This window comes from Micromonospora sp. NPDC048835 (genome assembly GCF_040649995.1).
In the GTDB taxonomy this organism is placed as follows: domain Bacteria; phylum Actinomycetota; class Actinomycetes; order Mycobacteriales; family Micromonosporaceae; genus Micromonospora.
The window spans coordinates 78,519-94,723 of sequence record NZ_JBEZGM010000005.1; the positions used below are offsets into that span (position 1 = coordinate 78,519).

At 71.3% G+C, this 16,205-nt stretch carries 13 protein-coding genes; 8 read left to right on the forward strand and 5 right to left on the reverse strand.

Annotated elements, in window-relative coordinates:
* Positions 1 to 253 precede the first annotated feature (253 nt).
* Positions 254 to 1,462, reverse strand: coding sequence for a DUF349 domain-containing protein (locus tag AB0C15_RS08305; protein WP_357350008.1), 1,209 nt, complete (start codon positions 1,460 to 1,462; stop codon positions 254 to 256).
* A gap of 150 nt (positions 1,463 to 1,612) precedes the next feature.
* Here AB0C15_RS08305 and AB0C15_RS08310 point away from each other — a divergent pair, with 150 nt between their 5' ends.
* From AB0C15_RS08310 to dapF, 3 genes are read left to right on the forward strand one after another with little or no spacing between them, the layout of a single operon-like run.
* A complete protein-coding gene (locus tag AB0C15_RS08310; RefSeq protein WP_357350010.1) occupies positions 1,613 to 2,380 on the forward strand; it encodes a hypothetical protein in 768 nt (255 codons plus the stop codon).
* On the forward strand, positions 2,377 to 3,291 hold the full coding sequence (miaA, locus tag AB0C15_RS08315) for a tRNA (adenosine(37)-N6)-dimethylallyltransferase MiaA (RefSeq protein ID WP_357350012.1): 915 nt from the start codon (positions 2,377 to 2,379) through the stop codon (positions 3,289 to 3,291). The genes AB0C15_RS08310 and miaA overlap by 4 nt, the downstream gene beginning before the upstream one ends.
* A gap of 7 nt (positions 3,292 to 3,298) precedes the next feature.
* Positions 3,299 to 4,144 (forward strand): diaminopimelate epimerase, encoded by an 846-nt coding sequence (dapF, locus tag AB0C15_RS08320; protein ID WP_357350014.1) that lies wholly within the window; start codon positions 3,299 to 3,301, stop codon positions 4,142 to 4,144.
* On the opposite strand, the gene AB0C15_RS08325 is transcribed toward dapF, so the two are convergent.
* Both AB0C15_RS08325 and AB0C15_RS08330 read right to left on the reverse strand, forming a co-directional pair.
* Positions 4,119 to 4,334 (reverse strand): TetR family transcriptional regulator C-terminal domain-containing protein, encoded by a 216-nt coding sequence (locus AB0C15_RS08325; protein ID WP_357350016.1) that lies wholly within the window; start codon positions 4,332 to 4,334, stop codon positions 4,119 to 4,121. The two genes, dapF and AB0C15_RS08325, sit on opposite strands and share 26 nt — an antisense overlap.
* A gap of 101 nt (positions 4,335 to 4,435) precedes the next feature.
* The gene (locus tag AB0C15_RS08330; RefSeq protein WP_357350018.1) at positions 4,436 to 5,902 is read right to left on the reverse strand and encodes an NAD-dependent malic enzyme; all 1,467 of its coding nucleotides are present in this window, start codon (positions 5,900 to 5,902) and stop codon (positions 4,436 to 4,438) included.
* A gap of 183 nt (positions 5,903 to 6,085) precedes the next feature.
* On the opposite strand from AB0C15_RS08330, the gene hflX reads away from it, so the two are divergent.
* Together hflX and AB0C15_RS08340 are read left to right on the forward strand one after the other, a co-directional pair.
* The gene (gene hflX, locus AB0C15_RS08335) at positions 6,086 to 7,540 is read left to right on the forward strand and encodes a GTPase HflX (protein WP_357350020.1); all 1,455 of its coding nucleotides are present in this window, start codon (positions 6,086 to 6,088) and stop codon (positions 7,538 to 7,540) included.
* 50 nt (positions 7,541 to 7,590) lie between these two features.
* Positions 7,591 to 9,339 carry a hypothetical protein gene (locus AB0C15_RS08340; RefSeq protein ID WP_357350022.1) on the forward strand — a complete coding sequence of 583 codons (1,749 nt, stop codon included), beginning with the start codon at positions 7,591 to 7,593 and terminating at the stop codon, positions 9,337 to 9,339.
* A 97-nt stretch (positions 9,340 to 9,436) separates the two neighbouring features.
* Here AB0C15_RS08340 and lexA read toward each other — a convergent pair whose 3' ends face one another.
* Positions 9,437 to 10,222, reverse strand: coding sequence for a transcriptional repressor LexA (gene lexA, locus AB0C15_RS08345; protein ID WP_357350024.1), 786 nt, complete (start codon positions 10,220 to 10,222; stop codon positions 9,437 to 9,439).
* Positions 10,223 to 10,761: 539 nt separating this feature from the next.
* On the opposite strand from lexA, the gene nrdR reads away from it, so the two are divergent.
* Together nrdR and AB0C15_RS08355 are read left to right on the forward strand one after the other, a co-directional pair.
* Complete coding sequence (gene nrdR, locus AB0C15_RS08350; RefSeq protein ID WP_357350027.1) at positions 10,762 to 11,262, forward strand: transcriptional regulator NrdR; 501 nt, start codon at positions 10,762 to 10,764, stop codon at positions 11,260 to 11,262.
* A gap of 34 nt (positions 11,263 to 11,296) precedes the next feature.
* Positions 11,297 to 14,203, forward strand: coding sequence for a vitamin B12-dependent ribonucleotide reductase (locus tag AB0C15_RS08355; protein WP_357350029.1), 2,907 nt, complete (start codon positions 11,297 to 11,299; stop codon positions 14,201 to 14,203).
* Between the two features lie 263 nt (positions 14,204 to 14,466).
* Here AB0C15_RS08355 and AB0C15_RS08360 read toward each other — a convergent pair whose 3' ends face one another.
* On the reverse strand, positions 14,467 to 15,366 hold the full coding sequence (locus tag AB0C15_RS08360) for a bifunctional 5,10-methylenetetrahydrofolate dehydrogenase/5,10-methenyltetrahydrofolate cyclohydrolase (RefSeq protein ID WP_357350031.1): 900 nt from the start codon (positions 15,364 to 15,366) through the stop codon (positions 14,467 to 14,469).
* Positions 15,367 to 15,632: 266 nt separating this feature from the next.
* Between AB0C15_RS08360 and AB0C15_RS08365 the strand changes: the two genes are divergently transcribed.
* A complete protein-coding gene (locus tag AB0C15_RS08365; RefSeq protein ID WP_357350033.1) occupies positions 15,633 to 16,202 on the forward strand; it encodes a sigma-70 family RNA polymerase sigma factor in 570 nt (189 codons plus the stop codon).
* The last annotated feature ends 3 nt before the right edge of the window (positions 16,203 to 16,205 follow it).

Sequence of the window (16,205 nt, forward strand, 5' to 3'; positions counted from 1 at the left end):
GTGACCTTGACGGCCGTGGGCAACCCGAACCCCGCTCCCGGCCGGTCGGGGGAGGTGTGAGTCGTCAAGATCCGCGCAATATCCGGGATGTTGCTGTCTCTCGCGCGCGGGAGGCAGCAACATCCGGGAAGTTGTGTAGATCTTGGTGCGGGGTGCGGGGTGCGGGGTGCGGGGTGCGGGGCGCGGGTGTAAGCGTCGGACACGCGGGAGCCCCCGGTCCCGCGAGGGACCGGGGGCTCCGGACGTCGTCAGCTCAGCCGGCCTGCTCGGCGAGCTGGAGGAACTGCCGCTTGGAGGCGAGGGCCTGCTCGGCCTCTTTGATCCGGCGTGCGTCCCCGGCGCTCTGCGCCCGGGCCAGCCGGTCCTCGGCCTCCGCCACCTGCGCCCGCATCTGGGCGAGGAGCGGGTTGTCCTCCTTGGTGGTGCGCCGCCACGCCGAGTCCATCACGTCACGGACCTTGTCGTCGATGACGCGCAGTCGGCGCTCCAGCCCGGCGGCCGCCTCGCGGGGCACCCGGCCGGCCTCGTGCCACTGGGCCTGGATCTCCCGCAGCTTGGCCTGGGCGCCCTTCGGGTCGGCGTCGATGTCCAACGCCTCGGCCTCGGCGAGCAGGGCCTGCTTGCGCTCCAGGTTGCCGCGCTGCTCGTTGTCCCGTGCGGAGAAGACCTCGCTGCGCCGGCTGAAGAAGGCGTCCTGGGCACCCCGGAACCGTTCCCAGAGCTTCTGCTCGGCCTCCTTGGAGGCGCGCGGGGCGGCCTTCCACTGGGTCATCAGGTCCTTGAGCTGGTTGGCGGTCGCGGCCCAGTCGGTGGAGTCCTGGAGCTTCTCCGCTTCGGCGACCAACTCCTCCTTGGCGGTCTGCGCCTGCTTACGCTGCGAGTCCAGGGAGGCGAAGTGGGCGCCGCGACGGCGGGTGAAGCCGTCCCGGGCGGCGGCGAACCGCTTCCACAGCTCACCGTCGGCCTTCTTGTCGACCCCGCGAATGGTCTTCCACTCGTCGAGGATCTCCTTGAGCCGGTCGCCGGCGGTCTTCCACCCGGTGGATTCGGCGGCCAGCTTCTCGGCCTCCTCGACCAGCGCGGTCTTGCGGGCCAGGGCCTCGCCGCGGGCGGCGTCCCGGGCGGCGCGTGCTTCGCCGGCCTTCTCCTCGGCGAGGGTCGACAGCTTGTCCAGGCGGGCGGTCAGCGCGTCGATGTCCCCGACCACGTTGGCCTCGGGCAGCGTCGTGCGGATCCGCCGGATCGTGCTCAACGAGTGCCCGGCGTCCGCCGCACCCGACTTGAGCCGTGCCTCGGTCAGGTCCACCTCGGTCACCAGGTCGGCGAAGCGGCGTGCGAAGTGTGCCAGGCCCTCCTCCGGTGCTCCCGCCTGCCAGGATCCGACCACCCGCTCGCCCTCGGTGGTCTTGACGTACACGGTGCCGTCCGCGTCCACCCGTCCGAAGGCAGTCCAGTCGCTCATGTGCCCATCCTCGTTCTCCCGGCGTCGAGGGATCGAGCCCCCGTCGCCGCCACGGCGCAGCCAAGTTGCTTCCGGCATTGTCACAGGTCCGACCCCGTCCGCGTCGAGCGCCTATCGCCGACCGTGACCATACGGTGTCCTAGGGGCCGAATGACCGGATCGGCTCGGAGACGCACCGGGGATTCCCGCTACGGTGAACGGGTGCCACTGGTCGCCGCCGCTGTCTGCCCGCATCCGCCCCTGCTCGTGCCCGAGGTGGCCGGCTCCGTGGCCACTGAGCTGGACGATCTGCGGGCGGCCTGTGACACGGCCGTACGCCGGCTGTTGACCACCGAGCCGGACATCGTGGTGCTGCTGGGCACCGGCCCGGTGACCGGGCCGATCCGCACCCCCGCTACCGGCTCCCTCCAGCCCTGGGGTGTCGACCTGGACGTGCCGTTGGTGTCCGGTCAGCCGGACCGGGGTGCGGTGCTGCCGTTGAGCCTGACCATCGGCGCGTGGCTGCTGGCCCGCCACCACACCGATGCGCCGGTGGCCGCCGTGCAGGTTGCCGCCGACGCCGGCCCGGCCGAGCTGGCCGCGCTCGCCGACGAGGTGGGCGGCGTGGGTGACCGGGTGGCGGCGCTGGTGCTCGGGGACGGGTCGGCCTGCCGGGGCGAGAAGGCACCCGGGTACGACGACGCGCGCGCCCTCCCGTACGACAGGGGGGTTGCCGCGGCGCTTGCCGACGCGGACCTGGACGCCCTGCTCGACCTCGACCCGGTGGTGTCGACGGAGCTGAAGGCCGCCGGGCGCGCCCCCTGGCAGGTGCTCGCCGGGGCGGCCCGCGCGGCCGGCGGCGGGTGGCGTGGCGAGCTGCTGCACGACTCCGCCCCCTACGGGGTGGCCTACTTCGTGGCGTCCTGGGAGCGGGTGTGAGCGGCGGCCCGGTCGTCGCGGTGGTCGGCCCGACCGCGGCGGGCAAGTCGGCGTTGAGCATCGCGTTGGCGCACGCCCTCGACGGGGAGGTGGTCAACGCCGACTCGATGCAGCTCTACCGGGGCATGGACATCGGCACCGCCAAGCTGACCGTCGCCGAACGGGACGGGGTGCCGCACCACCTGCTGGACATCTGGGAGGTTACCGAGCCGGCGAGCGTCGCGGAGTACCAGCGGCTGGCTCGTGCGGCGGTGGAAGACATCCTGGCCCGGGGTCGGGTGCCGCTGCTCGTCGGCGGTTCCGGGCTGTACGTGCGGGCGGTGTTGGAGCGCTTCGAGTTTCCGGGCACCGACGCGGCGCTGCGGGAGCGACTGGAACGCGAGTTGGCCGAGGTCGGCCCGGCCCCGCTGTACGCGCGGCTGCGCGCCGCCGACCCGGTCGCCGCGGAGAGCATCCTGCCGGCGAACGGCCGGCGGATCGTCCGGGCCCTGGAGGTGATCGAGCTGACCGGCGCGCCGTTCACCGCCTCGCTGCCGCAGCCCACCCCGTACTACCCGTCGGTGCAGCTCGGCGTCGACCTGGACACCGGCGTGCTGGACGAGCGGATCGCGTTGCGGGTCGACCGGATGTGGGCCGACGGCCTGGTGGCCGAGACCCGCGACCTGGTCGGGCGGGGGCTGCCCGAGGGGCGGACGGCGAGTCGGGCGCTCGGCTACCAGCAGGTGCTGCGGATGCTCGCCGGTGAGCTGACCGAGGCGCAGGCGCACGAGGAGACGGTTCGGGCGACCCGACGCTTCGTCCGCCGGCAGCGGTCCTGGTTCCGCCGGGACTCCCGGGTCCACTGGCTGGACTCGACGGGACCGGACCTGATCGGGGCCGCCCTGCGTCTGGTGCCGGCCGCTGCGCGATGATGGGGGCGTGGAGTTCACCAAGGGCCACGGCACCGGCAACGACTTCGTCATCCTGCCCGACCCGGACGGCCAGCTCGACCTGACCCCGGCGCTGGTCGCGGCGCTCTGCGACCGGCGGCGGGGCATCGGCGCGGACGGCGTGCTGCGGGTGGTCCGCGCGGCCAAGCACCCGGACGGCGCGGGGTTGGCCGGCGAGGCCGAGTGGTTCATGGACTACTGGAACGCCGACGGCTCGTTCGCCGAGATGTGCGGCAACGGCGCCCGGGTCTTCGTGCGCTACCTGCTCGACACCGGGCTGGCCACGCCCGCCGGCGCGGCGTTGCCGGTGGCGACCCGGGCCGGCGTCGTGCGCGCGCTTGTCGAGGGCGACGCCGTCTCCGTCGAGATGCGCCGACCCCGGGTGTACGACGAGTCGGCGGCCACCCTCGGCGAGCTGACCCTGACCGGCGCGGCAGTGGACGTCGGCAACCCGCACCTGGTCTGCGTCCTGCCGGCCGGTGTGGAGCTGTCGGCGCTGGACCTGACCAGGGCCCCCGGGTACGACGCGGCGGTCTTCCCGAGCGGGGTGAACGTGGAGTTCATCGTGGCCGGCGACCCGGTCGACGGCACCGACGGGCACACCCTGATGCGGGTGTACGAGCGCGGCAGCGCCGAGACGCTGTCCTGCGGCACGGGTGCCTGCGCGGTGGGCGCGGTGGCCCTGCGCGACCTCGGCCGGGACACCGGAGTGGTAGCTGTCGACGTGCCCGGCGGCCGCGTGACGGTCACCGTCACCGAGACCTCCTGCTGGCTCTCCGGCCCCGCCGTCCTGGTAGCGACCGGCGAGATCAGCCTGCCCGCCGTGGCGGTGTGAACAGGCGGTCGAGGTGATAGGTCAGGATCGCCAGCGCGCTTGCGCCGTCGCGTTGACCGCCGAGCACGCTGAAGCCCAGCCCGTTGGTCAGCGCCAGTAGCCCGGCGGCGACCACGTCACAGTTCAGCTCCGGGTCGACGGTCCCGTCCTGCTGCGCCTGCCGGAGTTGCGCGGCGAAGAAGTTGATCAAGAGATTTGCGTCAGAATCAGCGCGATTCCTGACGCAAACCTCTTGATCAACAAGATGGGGGTGGGGGTGGGGTGGGGGGGTGGGGGTGGGGTGGGGTGGGGTTACGGGGTGGCGCTGGCGTTTGCCGCGATCTCGGGGAGGTCGGCCGGGCCGGGGTCGGCGGCCGGGAGCGGGCTGGGGTTGTTCGCGGCGGCGCGGACGGCGGCGGCGACGGCCGGTGCGACCCGGGAGTCGAAGACGCTCGGCACGATCACCGTCGGGTTGATCTTCTCTTCGCCGACCACGTCCGCAATGGCCCGGGCGGCCGCGATCGCCATCTCCTCGGTGAACTCCTCGGCGTGCGCGTCGAGCATGCCGCGGAACACCCCGGGGAAGGCGAGCACGTTGTTGATCTGGTTCGGCTGGTCCGAGCGGCCGGTGGCGACCACCGCGGCGTGCTTGCGCGCCTCCCGCGGGTCGACCTCCGGGTCCGGGTTGGCCAGCGCGAAGACGATCGAGTCCTTGGCCATCTGGGCGATGTCGTCGCCGGTGAGCAGGTTCGGCGCGCTGACCCCGATGAACACGTCGGCGCCGCGGATCGCGCCGGGCAGGTCGCCGGAGTAGTTCTCCTTGTTGGTGTTCTCCGCCAGCCACTGCCACGCCGAGTTGAGCCCGGTCAACCCGCGGTGCAGGGCGCCCTCCCGGTCGTACGCGATGATGTCGCCGACGCCCTGGCGCAGCAGCAGCTTCATGATCGCGGTGCCGGCCGCGCCGGCTCCGGAGACGACCACCTTGACGTCCTGGAGCTGCTTGCCCACCACCCGCAGCGCGTTCGTCAGCGCGGCCAGCACGCAGATCGCGGTGCCGTGCTGGTCGTCGTGGAAGACCGGGATGTCGAGCGCCTCGCGCAGCCGGGCCTCGATCTCGAAGCAGCGCGGCGCGGCGATGTCCTCCAGGTTGATGCCGCCGTAGGCCGGCGCGATCGCCTTGACGATCTGCACGATCTCGTCGGTGTCCTGGGTGTCCAGCACCACCGGCCAGGCGTCCACCCCGCCGAAGCGCTTGAACAGCGCGGCCTTGCCCTCCATCACCGGCAGCGACGCGGCCGGGCCGAGGTTGCCCAGGCCGAGCACGGCCGAGCCGTCGCTGACCACCGCGACGGTGTTGCGCTTGATGGTCAGTCGCCGGGCGTCGGCCGGGTTCTCGGCGATCGCCATGCAGACCCGGGCAACCCCCGGTGTGTACGCGCGGGACAGCTCGTCACGGTTGCGCAGCGCGACCTTCGAGGTCACCTCGATCTTGCCGCCCAGGTGTAGCAGGAAGGTCCGGTCGGACACCTTGCGCACGTCCACACCGTCGAGCGCGGTAAGCGCCTCGACCACCTGGTCGGCATGGCCGGCGTCTGCGGTGTCGCAGGTCAGGTCGACGATCACGTGGGTCGGGTCCGAGTCCACCACGTCCAGCGCCGTGACGATCGCCCCGGCCTCGCCGACGGAGGTGGTGAGCCGGCCGATCGAGGAGGCGTCCGCGGTCACGGCGATCCGGATGGTGATCGAAAATCCGGCGCTCGGCAGTCGGGTGATGGCCACGGGATCCCTCCGTAACGGCTGCGCGGCCGGTCGGCCGCCGCCCGCATTTCTACCGGGTTGTCGCCGCCGACCAGCATTCGCCCCCACTTTTGGCGACCTTCACCATGGGCATATAGCAGGTGCGTTCGGCGTTGAGTCATGTCAGGATTACGTTCTACTTATCAAAACGGACAGGAGAACCGCTTGCGAGACCAGGAGAGCTTTGTCCCCGTCGAGGACGAGCTCGACGACGTCACCACTGGCGAGATGGACTTGTCGGAGCGGCAGTCCCTCCGACGCGTACCGGGCCTGTCGACCGAGCTCACCGACGTCACCGAGGTGGAATACCGGCAGCTGCGGCTGGAGCGGGTCGTCCTGGTGGGCGTCTGGACCGAAGGCACGGTCACGGACGCGGAAAATTCACTGACCGAGCTCGCCGCGCTGGCCGAGACCGCCGGTTCGCAGGTGCTCGAAGGGCTCATCCAACGTCGGACCCGACCCGACCCGGCCACGTACATCGGCCGCGGCAAGGTCGACGACCTCGGCGCGGTGGTGCTCTCCACCGGCGCCGACACGGTCATCTGTGACGGTGAGTTGTCCCCGTCGCAGCTGCGCAACCTGGAGCAGCGCACCAAGGTCAAGGTCGTCGACCGCACCGCGCTGATCCTCGACATCTTCGCCCAGCACGCCAAGAGCAAGGAAGGTAAGGCGCAGGTCGAGCTGGCCCAGCTCGAATACCTGCTGCCCCGGCTGCGCGGTTGGGGTGAGACGCTCTCCCGGCAGACCGGTGGTTCCGGCCGGGGTGGCGGCGCCGGCGGCGGTGTGGGTGTCCGTGGTCCCGGTGAGACCAAGCTGGAGACCGACCGGCGACGCATCCGGCACCGCATCTCGCGGCTGCGTCGCGAGATCAAGAGCATGAAGACGGTACGCGTGACCAAGCGCGCCCGCCGCACCCGCAACTCGGTGCCCGCCGTGGCGATCGCCGGTTATACCAACGCCGGCAAGTCGAGCCTGCTCAACCGCCTGACCGGTGCGGGTGTGCTGGTGGAGAACGCGCTGTTCGCGACCCTGGACCCGACCACCCGTAAGGCCACCGCCTCGGACGGGCGGCTCTACACCCTCTCCGACACGGTCGGCTTCGTCCGGCACCTGCCGCACCAGATCGTCGAGGCGTTCCGCTCGACGCTCGAGGAGGTCGCGGAGTCGGATCTGGTGGTGCACGTCGTCGACGGCACCCACCCGGATCCGGAGGAGCAGGTCCGGGCGGTGCACGAGGTGCTCGCCGAGGTCGGCGCGGACCGGCTCCCCGAGCTGCTGGTGGTCAACAAGACCGACGCGGCGGACGAGGACACCCTGTTGCGGCTCAAGCGGCTCTGGCCAGATGCGATCTTCGTGTCCGCGCACTCCGGCCGGGGCGTCGACGGGCTGCGCGCGGCGATCGAGGAGCGGCTGCCGAGCCCGGCCGTGGAGGTCCGGGCCGTGCTTCCGTACGACCGGGGTGACCTGGTCGCCCGGGCGCACCGCACGGGCGAGGTGCTCAGCACGTCGCACCTCCCGGAGGGCACCCTGCTGCACGTCCGTGTCGGCGCGGAGCTGGCCGCGGAGCTGGCGGCGTTCGACGTGCAGCGGCAGGGTCAGGCGGCCGGCAGCCGATCCTGAGCGGCCCCGGCGTCATCCACCGGAAACGCGCGGCATGCGACACTGGCCGAATGCGCCGCGTTGTTTCCTCGGTCACGGTTGCCCTCGGCCTGCTCGGGGCAACCGTGGCGCTCGCCGGAGTCGCCGCAGCGGCTCCCGCCCCTGGGTCGTCCGGGCCGCCCGCTGCCAAGGCTGGCCAGAAGCGGTGCACGATCACCGACGAGCGCCTACGGGAGCTGTCCGGGCTGGTCGCCACCAAGAGTGGCTACATCGTCGTCAACGACGGCACCGACGTCGCGGAGCGCAAGCGGGTCTTCTTCCTCGACACCAAGTGCAAGATCTCGAAGGAGCCGGTCCGCTACTCGGGGCAGGGTCCGTTCGACACCGAGGATCTCGCCCTGTCCAAGGACGGCAAGACCCTCTGGATCGCCGACACCGGTGACAACCCCGACTCGAAGGAGCGCCGCAGCCGCGTCGCGCTCTGGTCGATGCCGGTCACCGGCGCCAAGCAGCCGACGCTGCACCGGCTCTCCTACCCGGAGGCGAAACCGCACGACGCCGAGGCGCTGCTCATCGGCGACGACGGCAAGCCGCTGATCATCACCAAGGTGACAAGCGGCAAGGCGGAGATCTACACGCCGTCGGCGGCTCTCAAGAGCGGCGACACCGACCCGGTGCCGATGCGGAAGGTCGGCGACCTCACGCTGCCCAAGACCCAGACGGAGAACGCCCTCAACACGTTCGGCCGGATCGCCATCACCGGCGCGTCCCGTGCACCGGACGGCTCCCGGGTGGTCCTGCGCACCTACGCGGACGCCTTCGAGTTCGACGTGACCAGCGGCGACATCGCGGGAGCGCTCACCAGCGGCAAGCCGCGGGTGACGCCGTTGGCGGACCCGTTCGGCGAGGCGATCAGCTACTCCGCGGACGGCAAGTCGTTCGTCACCGTCTCCGACGCGGGCCGGTTCGCCGAGGACGAGCCACTCGACATCCTCAGCTACGCCCCGTCGAGTTCGACCGCCGCGCCACTGACGCCGGAGGAGGGCGGCAAGCCGGCCGCCTCGAAGTCCTGGACCGACGATCTGAGCCTCGACGACATCACGTACCTGGTGGGTGCGGTGGGGCTGATCGGTCTGCTGATGGTCGGCGCCGGCATCTACGGCATTGTTCGCGCCCGTCGTCGGCCGTCGACCGCTGACGCATCCGACACCTCGGACCCGGACGGCGAACCGTTCGGCGCGGGCCGGGCCGTCGACGGGTTCCCGGCCGAAGATGACCGCAGGGGTGGCGTCTACGGGGGCGGCGCGCCGGCCGGTGGCGCGGTGTACGGAGGTCGCGGCGGTCCGGCCCCTGCCGGTCGCGGTGGTCCGCCCCCGGCGGGCGGGGCGGGTCGCGGTGCTCCCGCCCCGGCGGGTGGTGCCGTGTACGGCGCCGGTGGCGGCCGGCCGGCCCCGGCTGACGGCGGCTACGGTGCTCCGCGACCGGACGGCGGCGGTGCCGGTGTGTATGGCGGCGGTGGTCGTCCCCCGGCCGGTGCCGGTGGTCGTCCCCCGGGCGGCGGTGGTCGTCCCCCGGGCGGCGGTGGTCGTCCGCAGGGCGGTGGTCGCGCGCAGGGCGGTGGCGGCGGTCGTCCTGGCGGCGGCGTGTACGGCGGCGACGGCGGTCAGCCCGGCGCTGGTCGTGCCGAGCCACCCAGGCGCGGTGGACAGGAGCCCGACCAGCGGGGTCAGCGCCCCGGTCGCCGACGCGACGACGACCCCGTCGACCCGTACGGACAGTTTCCCGGGGGCGGTCGCGGTCACCGGGGCGACCGTTACTGATCGGCGGGACCGTTACTGATCGGCGCTGACGAGGCGCTCACCCCGCCCACTGCTGGGCGATGCGGGTGGGCGCCGTCGGCACCCACCCGCCGAGCGGTCAGATCCGGCGGAGCACCGCCACGACCCGGCCCATGATGGTGGCGTCGTCGCCGGGGATCGGGTCGAAGGCCGGGTTCTGGGGCATCAGCCAGACGTGCCCGTCGCGCCGCCGGTAGGTCTTGACCGTCGCCTCGCCGTCGAGCATGGCGGCCACGATTTCGCCGGAGTCGGCGGTCGGTTGCTGCCGGACGACCACCCAGTCGCCGTCGCAGATCGCCGCGTCGAGCATCGAGTCACCCTTGACCTGGAGCATGAAGACCTCGCCCTCACCCACCAGCTCGCGGGGGAGCGGGAAGATGTCCTCGACGGCCTGCTCGGCGAGGATCGGCCCACCGGCGGCGATCCGACCGAGCATCGGCACGTACGCCGGGGCGGGCCGCTGGGCCCTCGACAGCTCGTCGTCGATCGCCTCACTGGGGGCGCGGACGTCCACCGCGCGCGGCCGGTTCGGGTCGCGGCGCAGGAAGCCCTTCTTCTCCAGCTCCTTGAGCTGGTAGGCGACGCTCGACGGCGACACCAGGCCGACCGCCTCGCCGATCTCCCGGACGCTCGGCGGGTAGCCGTGCCGCTCCACCCAGTTGCGGATGAACTCCAGGATGCGGCGCTGACGGGCGGTCAGGTCGACCGTCGCCGGATCGGGGAAGGCGCTGACCACCGGGGTGACCTGACGCACGGCGGGCTGGCCCGTCCGGCTGCGTGCGGCGCTGCGGCGTCGGGTGGCCGGGGGGCCCGCCTCGGTGATCTGCTGCGGGCTCTTCGGCCGGCTGGCCCGGTCCTCGGTCACGTCCGTCCTCCCTGGTCGGCGCTGGGTGCCTCGTCGGCTCGTGGTGCGTGCGGTGGTGCCACGTTGTTCATGACCGTATAGGTGAGATCAGTCATTTTCAAACATCTGTACGACCTGTCTCCGGCGTGTCGGGGTGAAAAAGGGCTCTGGTCGTACGGATGTTCTGATAAATGGTACGTCAGGTAGAACTGGTGTTCGATCGTCGACCGTTTCGCGCGGTCTCCGGCCGGCTGGCCGGTAACCCCGGCGGGGTGCTGGCGTTGGGTCTTCGGGCGCGTGGCGGGAGTGGTGGGTGACCGGATGGTCCGTGACGCGCCGGACACGCCGGCCAACTTGACCGGGCTTCCCCGGCGACATACGGTCGACCCCTAGATGTAGTAGTGACACGGGCGTAAGTTGCCTACAGGTTGGGTCTGACTACCGACCGCACTCCCGTAAGGTTGATCACGGCGGGCGCTGTGTGCGCATGGCACCGCCGTGGTGAGTCGTGCCCGGGTGCGCCCGGTACGACGTGGTTGATCACGATTAGGAGGTGGGCGATGCGGTGTCCGTACTGCCGGCACGCTGACTCCCGGGTGGTCGACTCGCGGGAGGCCGACGACGGCCAGCTCATCCGACGGCGACGCTCCTGCCCGGAGTGCGGCAAGCGGTTCACCACCGTCGAGGAGGCGGTCCTCGCGGTCGTCAAGCGCAGCGGGGTGACCGAGCCGTTCAGCCGCACGAAGATCATCGGCGGGGTGCGCAAGGCGTGCCAGGGTCGGCCGGTCGACGACGACTCGCTCGCGCTGCTCGCGCAGCGGGTGGAGGAGTCCGTCCGGGCCAAGGGGGCCGCCGAGATCCCCAGTCACGAGGTGGGCCTGGCGATCCTGGGCCCGTTGCGCGACCTGGACGAGATCGCCTACCTGCGGTTCGCCAGCGTCTACCGCTCCTTCGACTCGCTCGCCGACTTCGAGCGCGAGATCGAGACGTTGCGGGCCGCAGCGCATGCCCGGGAGCAGGGCCGGGCCGACGCGGTCGAGGCCGCCGGCCGTACCAGCTGAATCTTCACTGTTTTTCGAGCGATTGGGACGCGCGGTGGGTGACCGCGCAGACGAGGGGGGCGACGGCGTGACAACTAGCCGTTCACGGAACAAGGCAGGCGCGGGGCTGAAGATCGAGCGGGTGTGGACGACCGAGGGGGTCCACCCGTACGACGAGGTCAGCTGGGAGCGCCGCGACGTCGTGATGACGAACTGGCGGGACGGCTCGATCAACTTCGAGCAGCGTGGGGTGGAGTTCCCGCAGTCGTGGAGCGTCAACGCGGCGAACATCGTCACCACCAAGTACTTCCGGGGCGCGGTGGGGACCCCGGAGCGGGAGTGGTCGCTCAAGCAGTTGATCGACCGGGTGGTCACCACCTACCGCACCGCCGGTGAGGAGTACGGCTACTTCGCCAGCCCGGCGGACGCCGAGATCTTCGATCACGAGCTGACCTGGATGCTGCTGAACCAGGTGTTCAGCTTCAACTCGCCGGTGTGGTTCAACGTCGGCACCCCGTCCCCGCAGCAGGTCAGCGCCTGCTTCATCCTGGCCGTCGACGACTCGATGGACTCCATCCTGGACTGGTACAAGGAGGAGGGGCTGATCTTCAAGGGCGGCTCCGGCTCCGGGGTCAACCTGTCGCGCATCCGTTCGTCCCGTGAGCTGCTCTCCTCCGGCGGCAACGCCTCCGGTCCGGTCAGCTTCATGCGTGGCGCGGACGCCTCCGCCGGCACCATCAAGTCCGGCGGCGCGACCCGCCGGGCGGCCAAGATGGTCATCATCGACGTGGACCACCCGGACATCCAGGAGTTCGTGGTCACGAAGGCGCGCGAGGAGGACAAGATCCGCGCGCTGCGTGACGCCGGGTTCGACATGGACCTCGGTGGCTCCGACATCGTCAGCGTGCAGTACCAGAACGCCAACAACTCGGTCCGGGTCTCCGACGAGTTCATGTCGGCGGTGGAGAACGGCAAGGGCTTCGACCTGCGCGGCCGGCTGGACGGCTCGGTGATCGAGACCGTCGACGCCAAGAACCTGTTCCGTTCCATCTCGCAGGCAGCCTGGGAGTGCGCCGACCCCGGTCTGCAGTACGACGACACGATCAACGACTGGCACACCTGCCCGGAGACCGGGCGGATCACCGCGTCGAACCCGTGCTCGGAGTACCTGCACCTGGACAACTCCTCGTGCAACCTGGCGTCGCTCAACCTGATGAAGTTCCTCCGCGCCGACGGTGGCTTCGAGGTGGAGAAGTTCGTCAAGTCCGTCGAGTTCGTCATCACCGCGATGGACATCTCGATTTGCTTCGCGGACTTCCCGACCGAGAAGATCGGTGAGACGTCCCGCGCCTACCGGCAGCTCGGCATCGGCTACGCCAACCTGGGTGCCCTGCTGATGGCCTCCGGCCTGCCCTACGACTCGGAGCAGGGCCGCTCGGTCGCCGCGGCGATCACGTCCCTGATGACCGGCACCGCGTACCGCCGCTCGGCCGAGCTGGCCGGCGTCGTCGGCCCGTACGACGGCTACGCCCGCAACGCCGAGCCGCACAAGCGGGTCATGCGCAAGCACGCCGCCGCCAACGACGAGATCAAGCCGACCAGCCCGGTGGCCACCGCGATCGTCCGCGAGGCGACCAAGCAGTGGACCCAGGGCAACAAGATCGGCGACAAGTTCGGGTGGCGCAACGCGCAGGCGAGCGTCCTCGCCCCGACCGGCACGATCGGCTTCATGATGGACTGCGACACGACCGGCGTGGAGCCGGACCTGGCGCTGGTCAAGTTCAAGAAGCTCGTCGGCGGCGGCTCGATGCAGATCGTCAACCAGACGGTGCCGCGCGCCCTGCGCAGCCTCGGCTACCCGGAGGAGCAGGTCGAGGCGATCGTCGAGCACATCGCCGACCACGGCCACGTGGTGGACGCCCCCGGCCTCAAGCCGGAGCACTACCCGGTCTTCGACTGCGCCATGGGTGAGCGGACGATCGCCCCGATGGGTCACGTGCGGATGATGGCGGCCATCCAGCCGTTCGTCTCCGGCGCCATCTCCAAGACGGTCAACATGCCGGAGGCGGCCACCGTCGAGGACGTCGAGAAGATCTACTTCGAGGGCTGGAAGCTCGGCCTCAAGGCGCTGGCGATCTACCGGGACAACTGCAAGGTCGGCCAGCCGCTCTCGGTGGCCAAGTCCAACAAGGCCACCGAGCCGGCCGCCGTCGAGACCGCAGCCGCCGCGCCGGCCGCGGTGGAGAAGGTCATCGAGTACCGGCCGGTGCGTAAGCGCCTGCCGAAGAAGCGCCCGTCCGAGACGGTCAGCTTCTCCGTCGGTGGTGCCGAGGGTTACCTGACCGCGTCGTCCTACCCGGACGACGGCCTCGGTGAGGTCTTCCTGAAGATGTCCAAGCAGGGCTCGACCCTGGCCGGCGTGATGGACGCCTTCTCGGTGGCCATCAGCATCGGCCTCCAGTACGGCGTGCCGCTGGAGACGTTCGTCAGCAAGTTCACCAACATGCGCTTCGAGCCGGCCGGCATGACCGACGACCCGGACGTGCGGATGGCCGCCTCGGTGATGGACTACATCTTCCGTCGCCTGGCACTGGACTTCCTGCCCTACGAGCGCCGCGCCGAGTTGGGCATCTTCACCGCCTCGGAGCGGTCCGCCCAACTGCGGGCCGAGGCCGACGCGGAAGCCGCCGCGGCGATGGGCACGGAGCTGACCGTTATGGCGTCCTCGGCACCGGTGGAGACCCCGGCCAAGCCGGAGGCCGTCGCTCAGCCGGCCCAGGAGATGGCCGACGTGGCTGCCGCCAAGCCGGCCCCGAGCGTGGGCTCCAGCACCGAACTGCTGGAGGCCGTGATCGGCAAGGCCGCCGACGCACCGCTCTGCTTCACCTGCGGTACGAAGATGCGCCCCGCCGGTAGCTGCTACGTCTGCGAGGGCTGCGGCTCCACGAGCGGCTGCAGCTGACGTACGCGTCCGCGCTGCCCCGGTCTCCTTCGTCGGAGGTCGGGGCAGCGCCGTTTCCGGGTCCCCCGGAGGCTCGTGCGGGAGGGCATGTTGCCGTTGGCCGTGATGCCTGTGAGTCATCTTGATAACTCACAGGCATCACGCTCGTCAGGGTGTTGCGCGGTGGGCTGCCAGCTGAGGATCAGCGGTCTTCGTCGCCTTCGGTTGGACGTGAGGGCGGTTACGAAGCATCAAGTGATCTCGACGATGGCGGCGGAAGCGGGCTACTGGTTTGCTCGCTCGGCGGCGCGGACGGCGTTGCGGAACAGCATCGCGACGGTGGTCGGGCCGACCCCGCCGACCCGGGGCGTGATCGCGCCGGCGACCTCGGCGCACGCTTCGTCCACGTCCGGCAGCAGGCGCCGCCCGTCGTAGCGGACGCCGGCGCCGATCACGACGGCGCCGGGTTTGACATGCTCAGGCTGCACGATCCCGGGTACGCCGGCGGCGGCGACGAGGATGTCGGCGCGGCGGGTGTAGCGGGCCCAGTCGGGCACCCCGGTGTGTACGACGGTGACGGCGGCGTTTGCGGTCGGGCGCTTCTGGGCGAGCAGCATCGCCAGGGGGCGGCCGAGGGTGGCACCTCGGCCGAGGATGACGACCTCACGACCTGCGACGGGGATCTCGTAGTACGCCAGGAGGGCTTCGATGCCGGCCGGGGTGCACGGCAGCGGGCCGGGCAGACCGACGGCGAGACGCCCCATGTTCAGCGGGTGCATGCCGTCGACGTCCTTGTCCGGGTCGATGGTCTGCAGCGCCGCGTCGTAGTCCAGGTGCCCCGGCACCGGGTACTGCACGAGCAGCCCGTGCACGGCCGGATCATCGTTGAACCGGGCAATGGCCTGGTGCAGCTCGGCCTGGGTGGCGGTGGCAGGCAGGTGTACGTGCGGGGAGGCGAACCCGAGAGCGGCGGCCTGCCGCTGCTTGATCGCGATGTAACCGGCGCTCGCGTCGTCGTCGCCGACGAGGATGGTGGCGAGGCTCGGGATGATCCCGCGGCCGCGCAGGTTCTCCGCTGCGGCGGCGGTCTCGGCCAGGACGGCTTCCGCGACGGGTGCACCCGGTAGGAGCCGGGCCGCGCCCGACGAGGTGTGCTGCTCGGCGGTGTGGTTGGTCGTGGTCATGGCGGTTCCTCGACGCAGGCGCCCAGGCGGTCGACGCCCGCGAGAGGCTCCCCGATGGTTCCACCATCCCCGTGCCGCCAGTCGCCGGTGGTTCGATGATGCCGCATCACCAGGGCGTTTGCCCAGTCGACCCGGCAGCGCCGGCGGGCCCGCACCGGACAATGCTGCCGTTCACGGAGCCCAGGGCGCATACGGGCCGACGGTCCGGTAACACCCGTGCTCCGTCGTACGAAGAAGGGTTGTGACGGCACGAGAGAGGACGGCCTGTGAATGAGCCCAGCCCAGCCGACGATGACATCTCCGGCATCGGTGCGGATCCGGTGGCCTTCGAGGTCTTCTACCGGCGGCACCTGGAGGCGGTGGGCCGGTTCGTGGCGCGGCGGGTCGACGACCCGCACCTCGCCGCCGACCTCACCGCCGACGTGTTCCTGGCGGTGATCGAGTCGGCGGCCGGCTACCGACCGGACCGGGGCAGCCAGATCGGCTGGTTGTACGGGGTGGCCCGCAACGTCATCGGCGACGAGCGGCGTCGGGCGGCCCAACGGCTGCGGGTGACCGGCCGGCTGGCCGGCCGACGGGACCTCGGCCCCGACGACATTGCCCGCATCGAGGAGCGGATCGACGCCGAGTCGGCGGCCCGCCGCACCTACCGGGCGTTGAGCGAGCTGCCCGAGGGCACCCGCACGCTCGTCGAACTCGTCGCAGTGGACGGCCTCACCGTCGCGGAGGCGGCCACCGTGCTCGGGGTGTCGCCGGTCGCCGCCCGGGTCCGCCTGCACCGTGCCCGGCGCGTCGTCCGCGCCGTGCTCGCCCACCCGGTCACCACCCTCGCCTGAGGA

Coding starts and splice junctions, on each gene's coding strand:
- AB0C15_RS08310 (WP_357350010.1), top strand. CDS start 1,613: ATGACCGGATCGGCTCGGAGACGCACCGGGGATTCCCGCTACGGTGAA.
- nrdR (WP_357350027.1), top strand. CDS start 10,762: ATGCGGTGTCCGTACTGCCGGCACGCTGACTCCCGGGTGGTCGACTCG.
- AB0C15_RS08305 (WP_357350008.1), bottom strand. CDS start 1,462: ATGAGCGACTGGACTGCCTTCGGACGGGTGGACGCGGACGGCACCGTG.
- AB0C15_RS08360 (WP_357350031.1), bottom strand. CDS start 15,366: ATGACCACGACCAACCACACCGCCGAGCAGCACACCTCGTCGGGCGCG.
- AB0C15_RS08340 (WP_357350022.1), top strand. CDS start 7,591: ATGCGCCGCGTTGTTTCCTCGGTCACGGTTGCCCTCGGCCTGCTCGGG.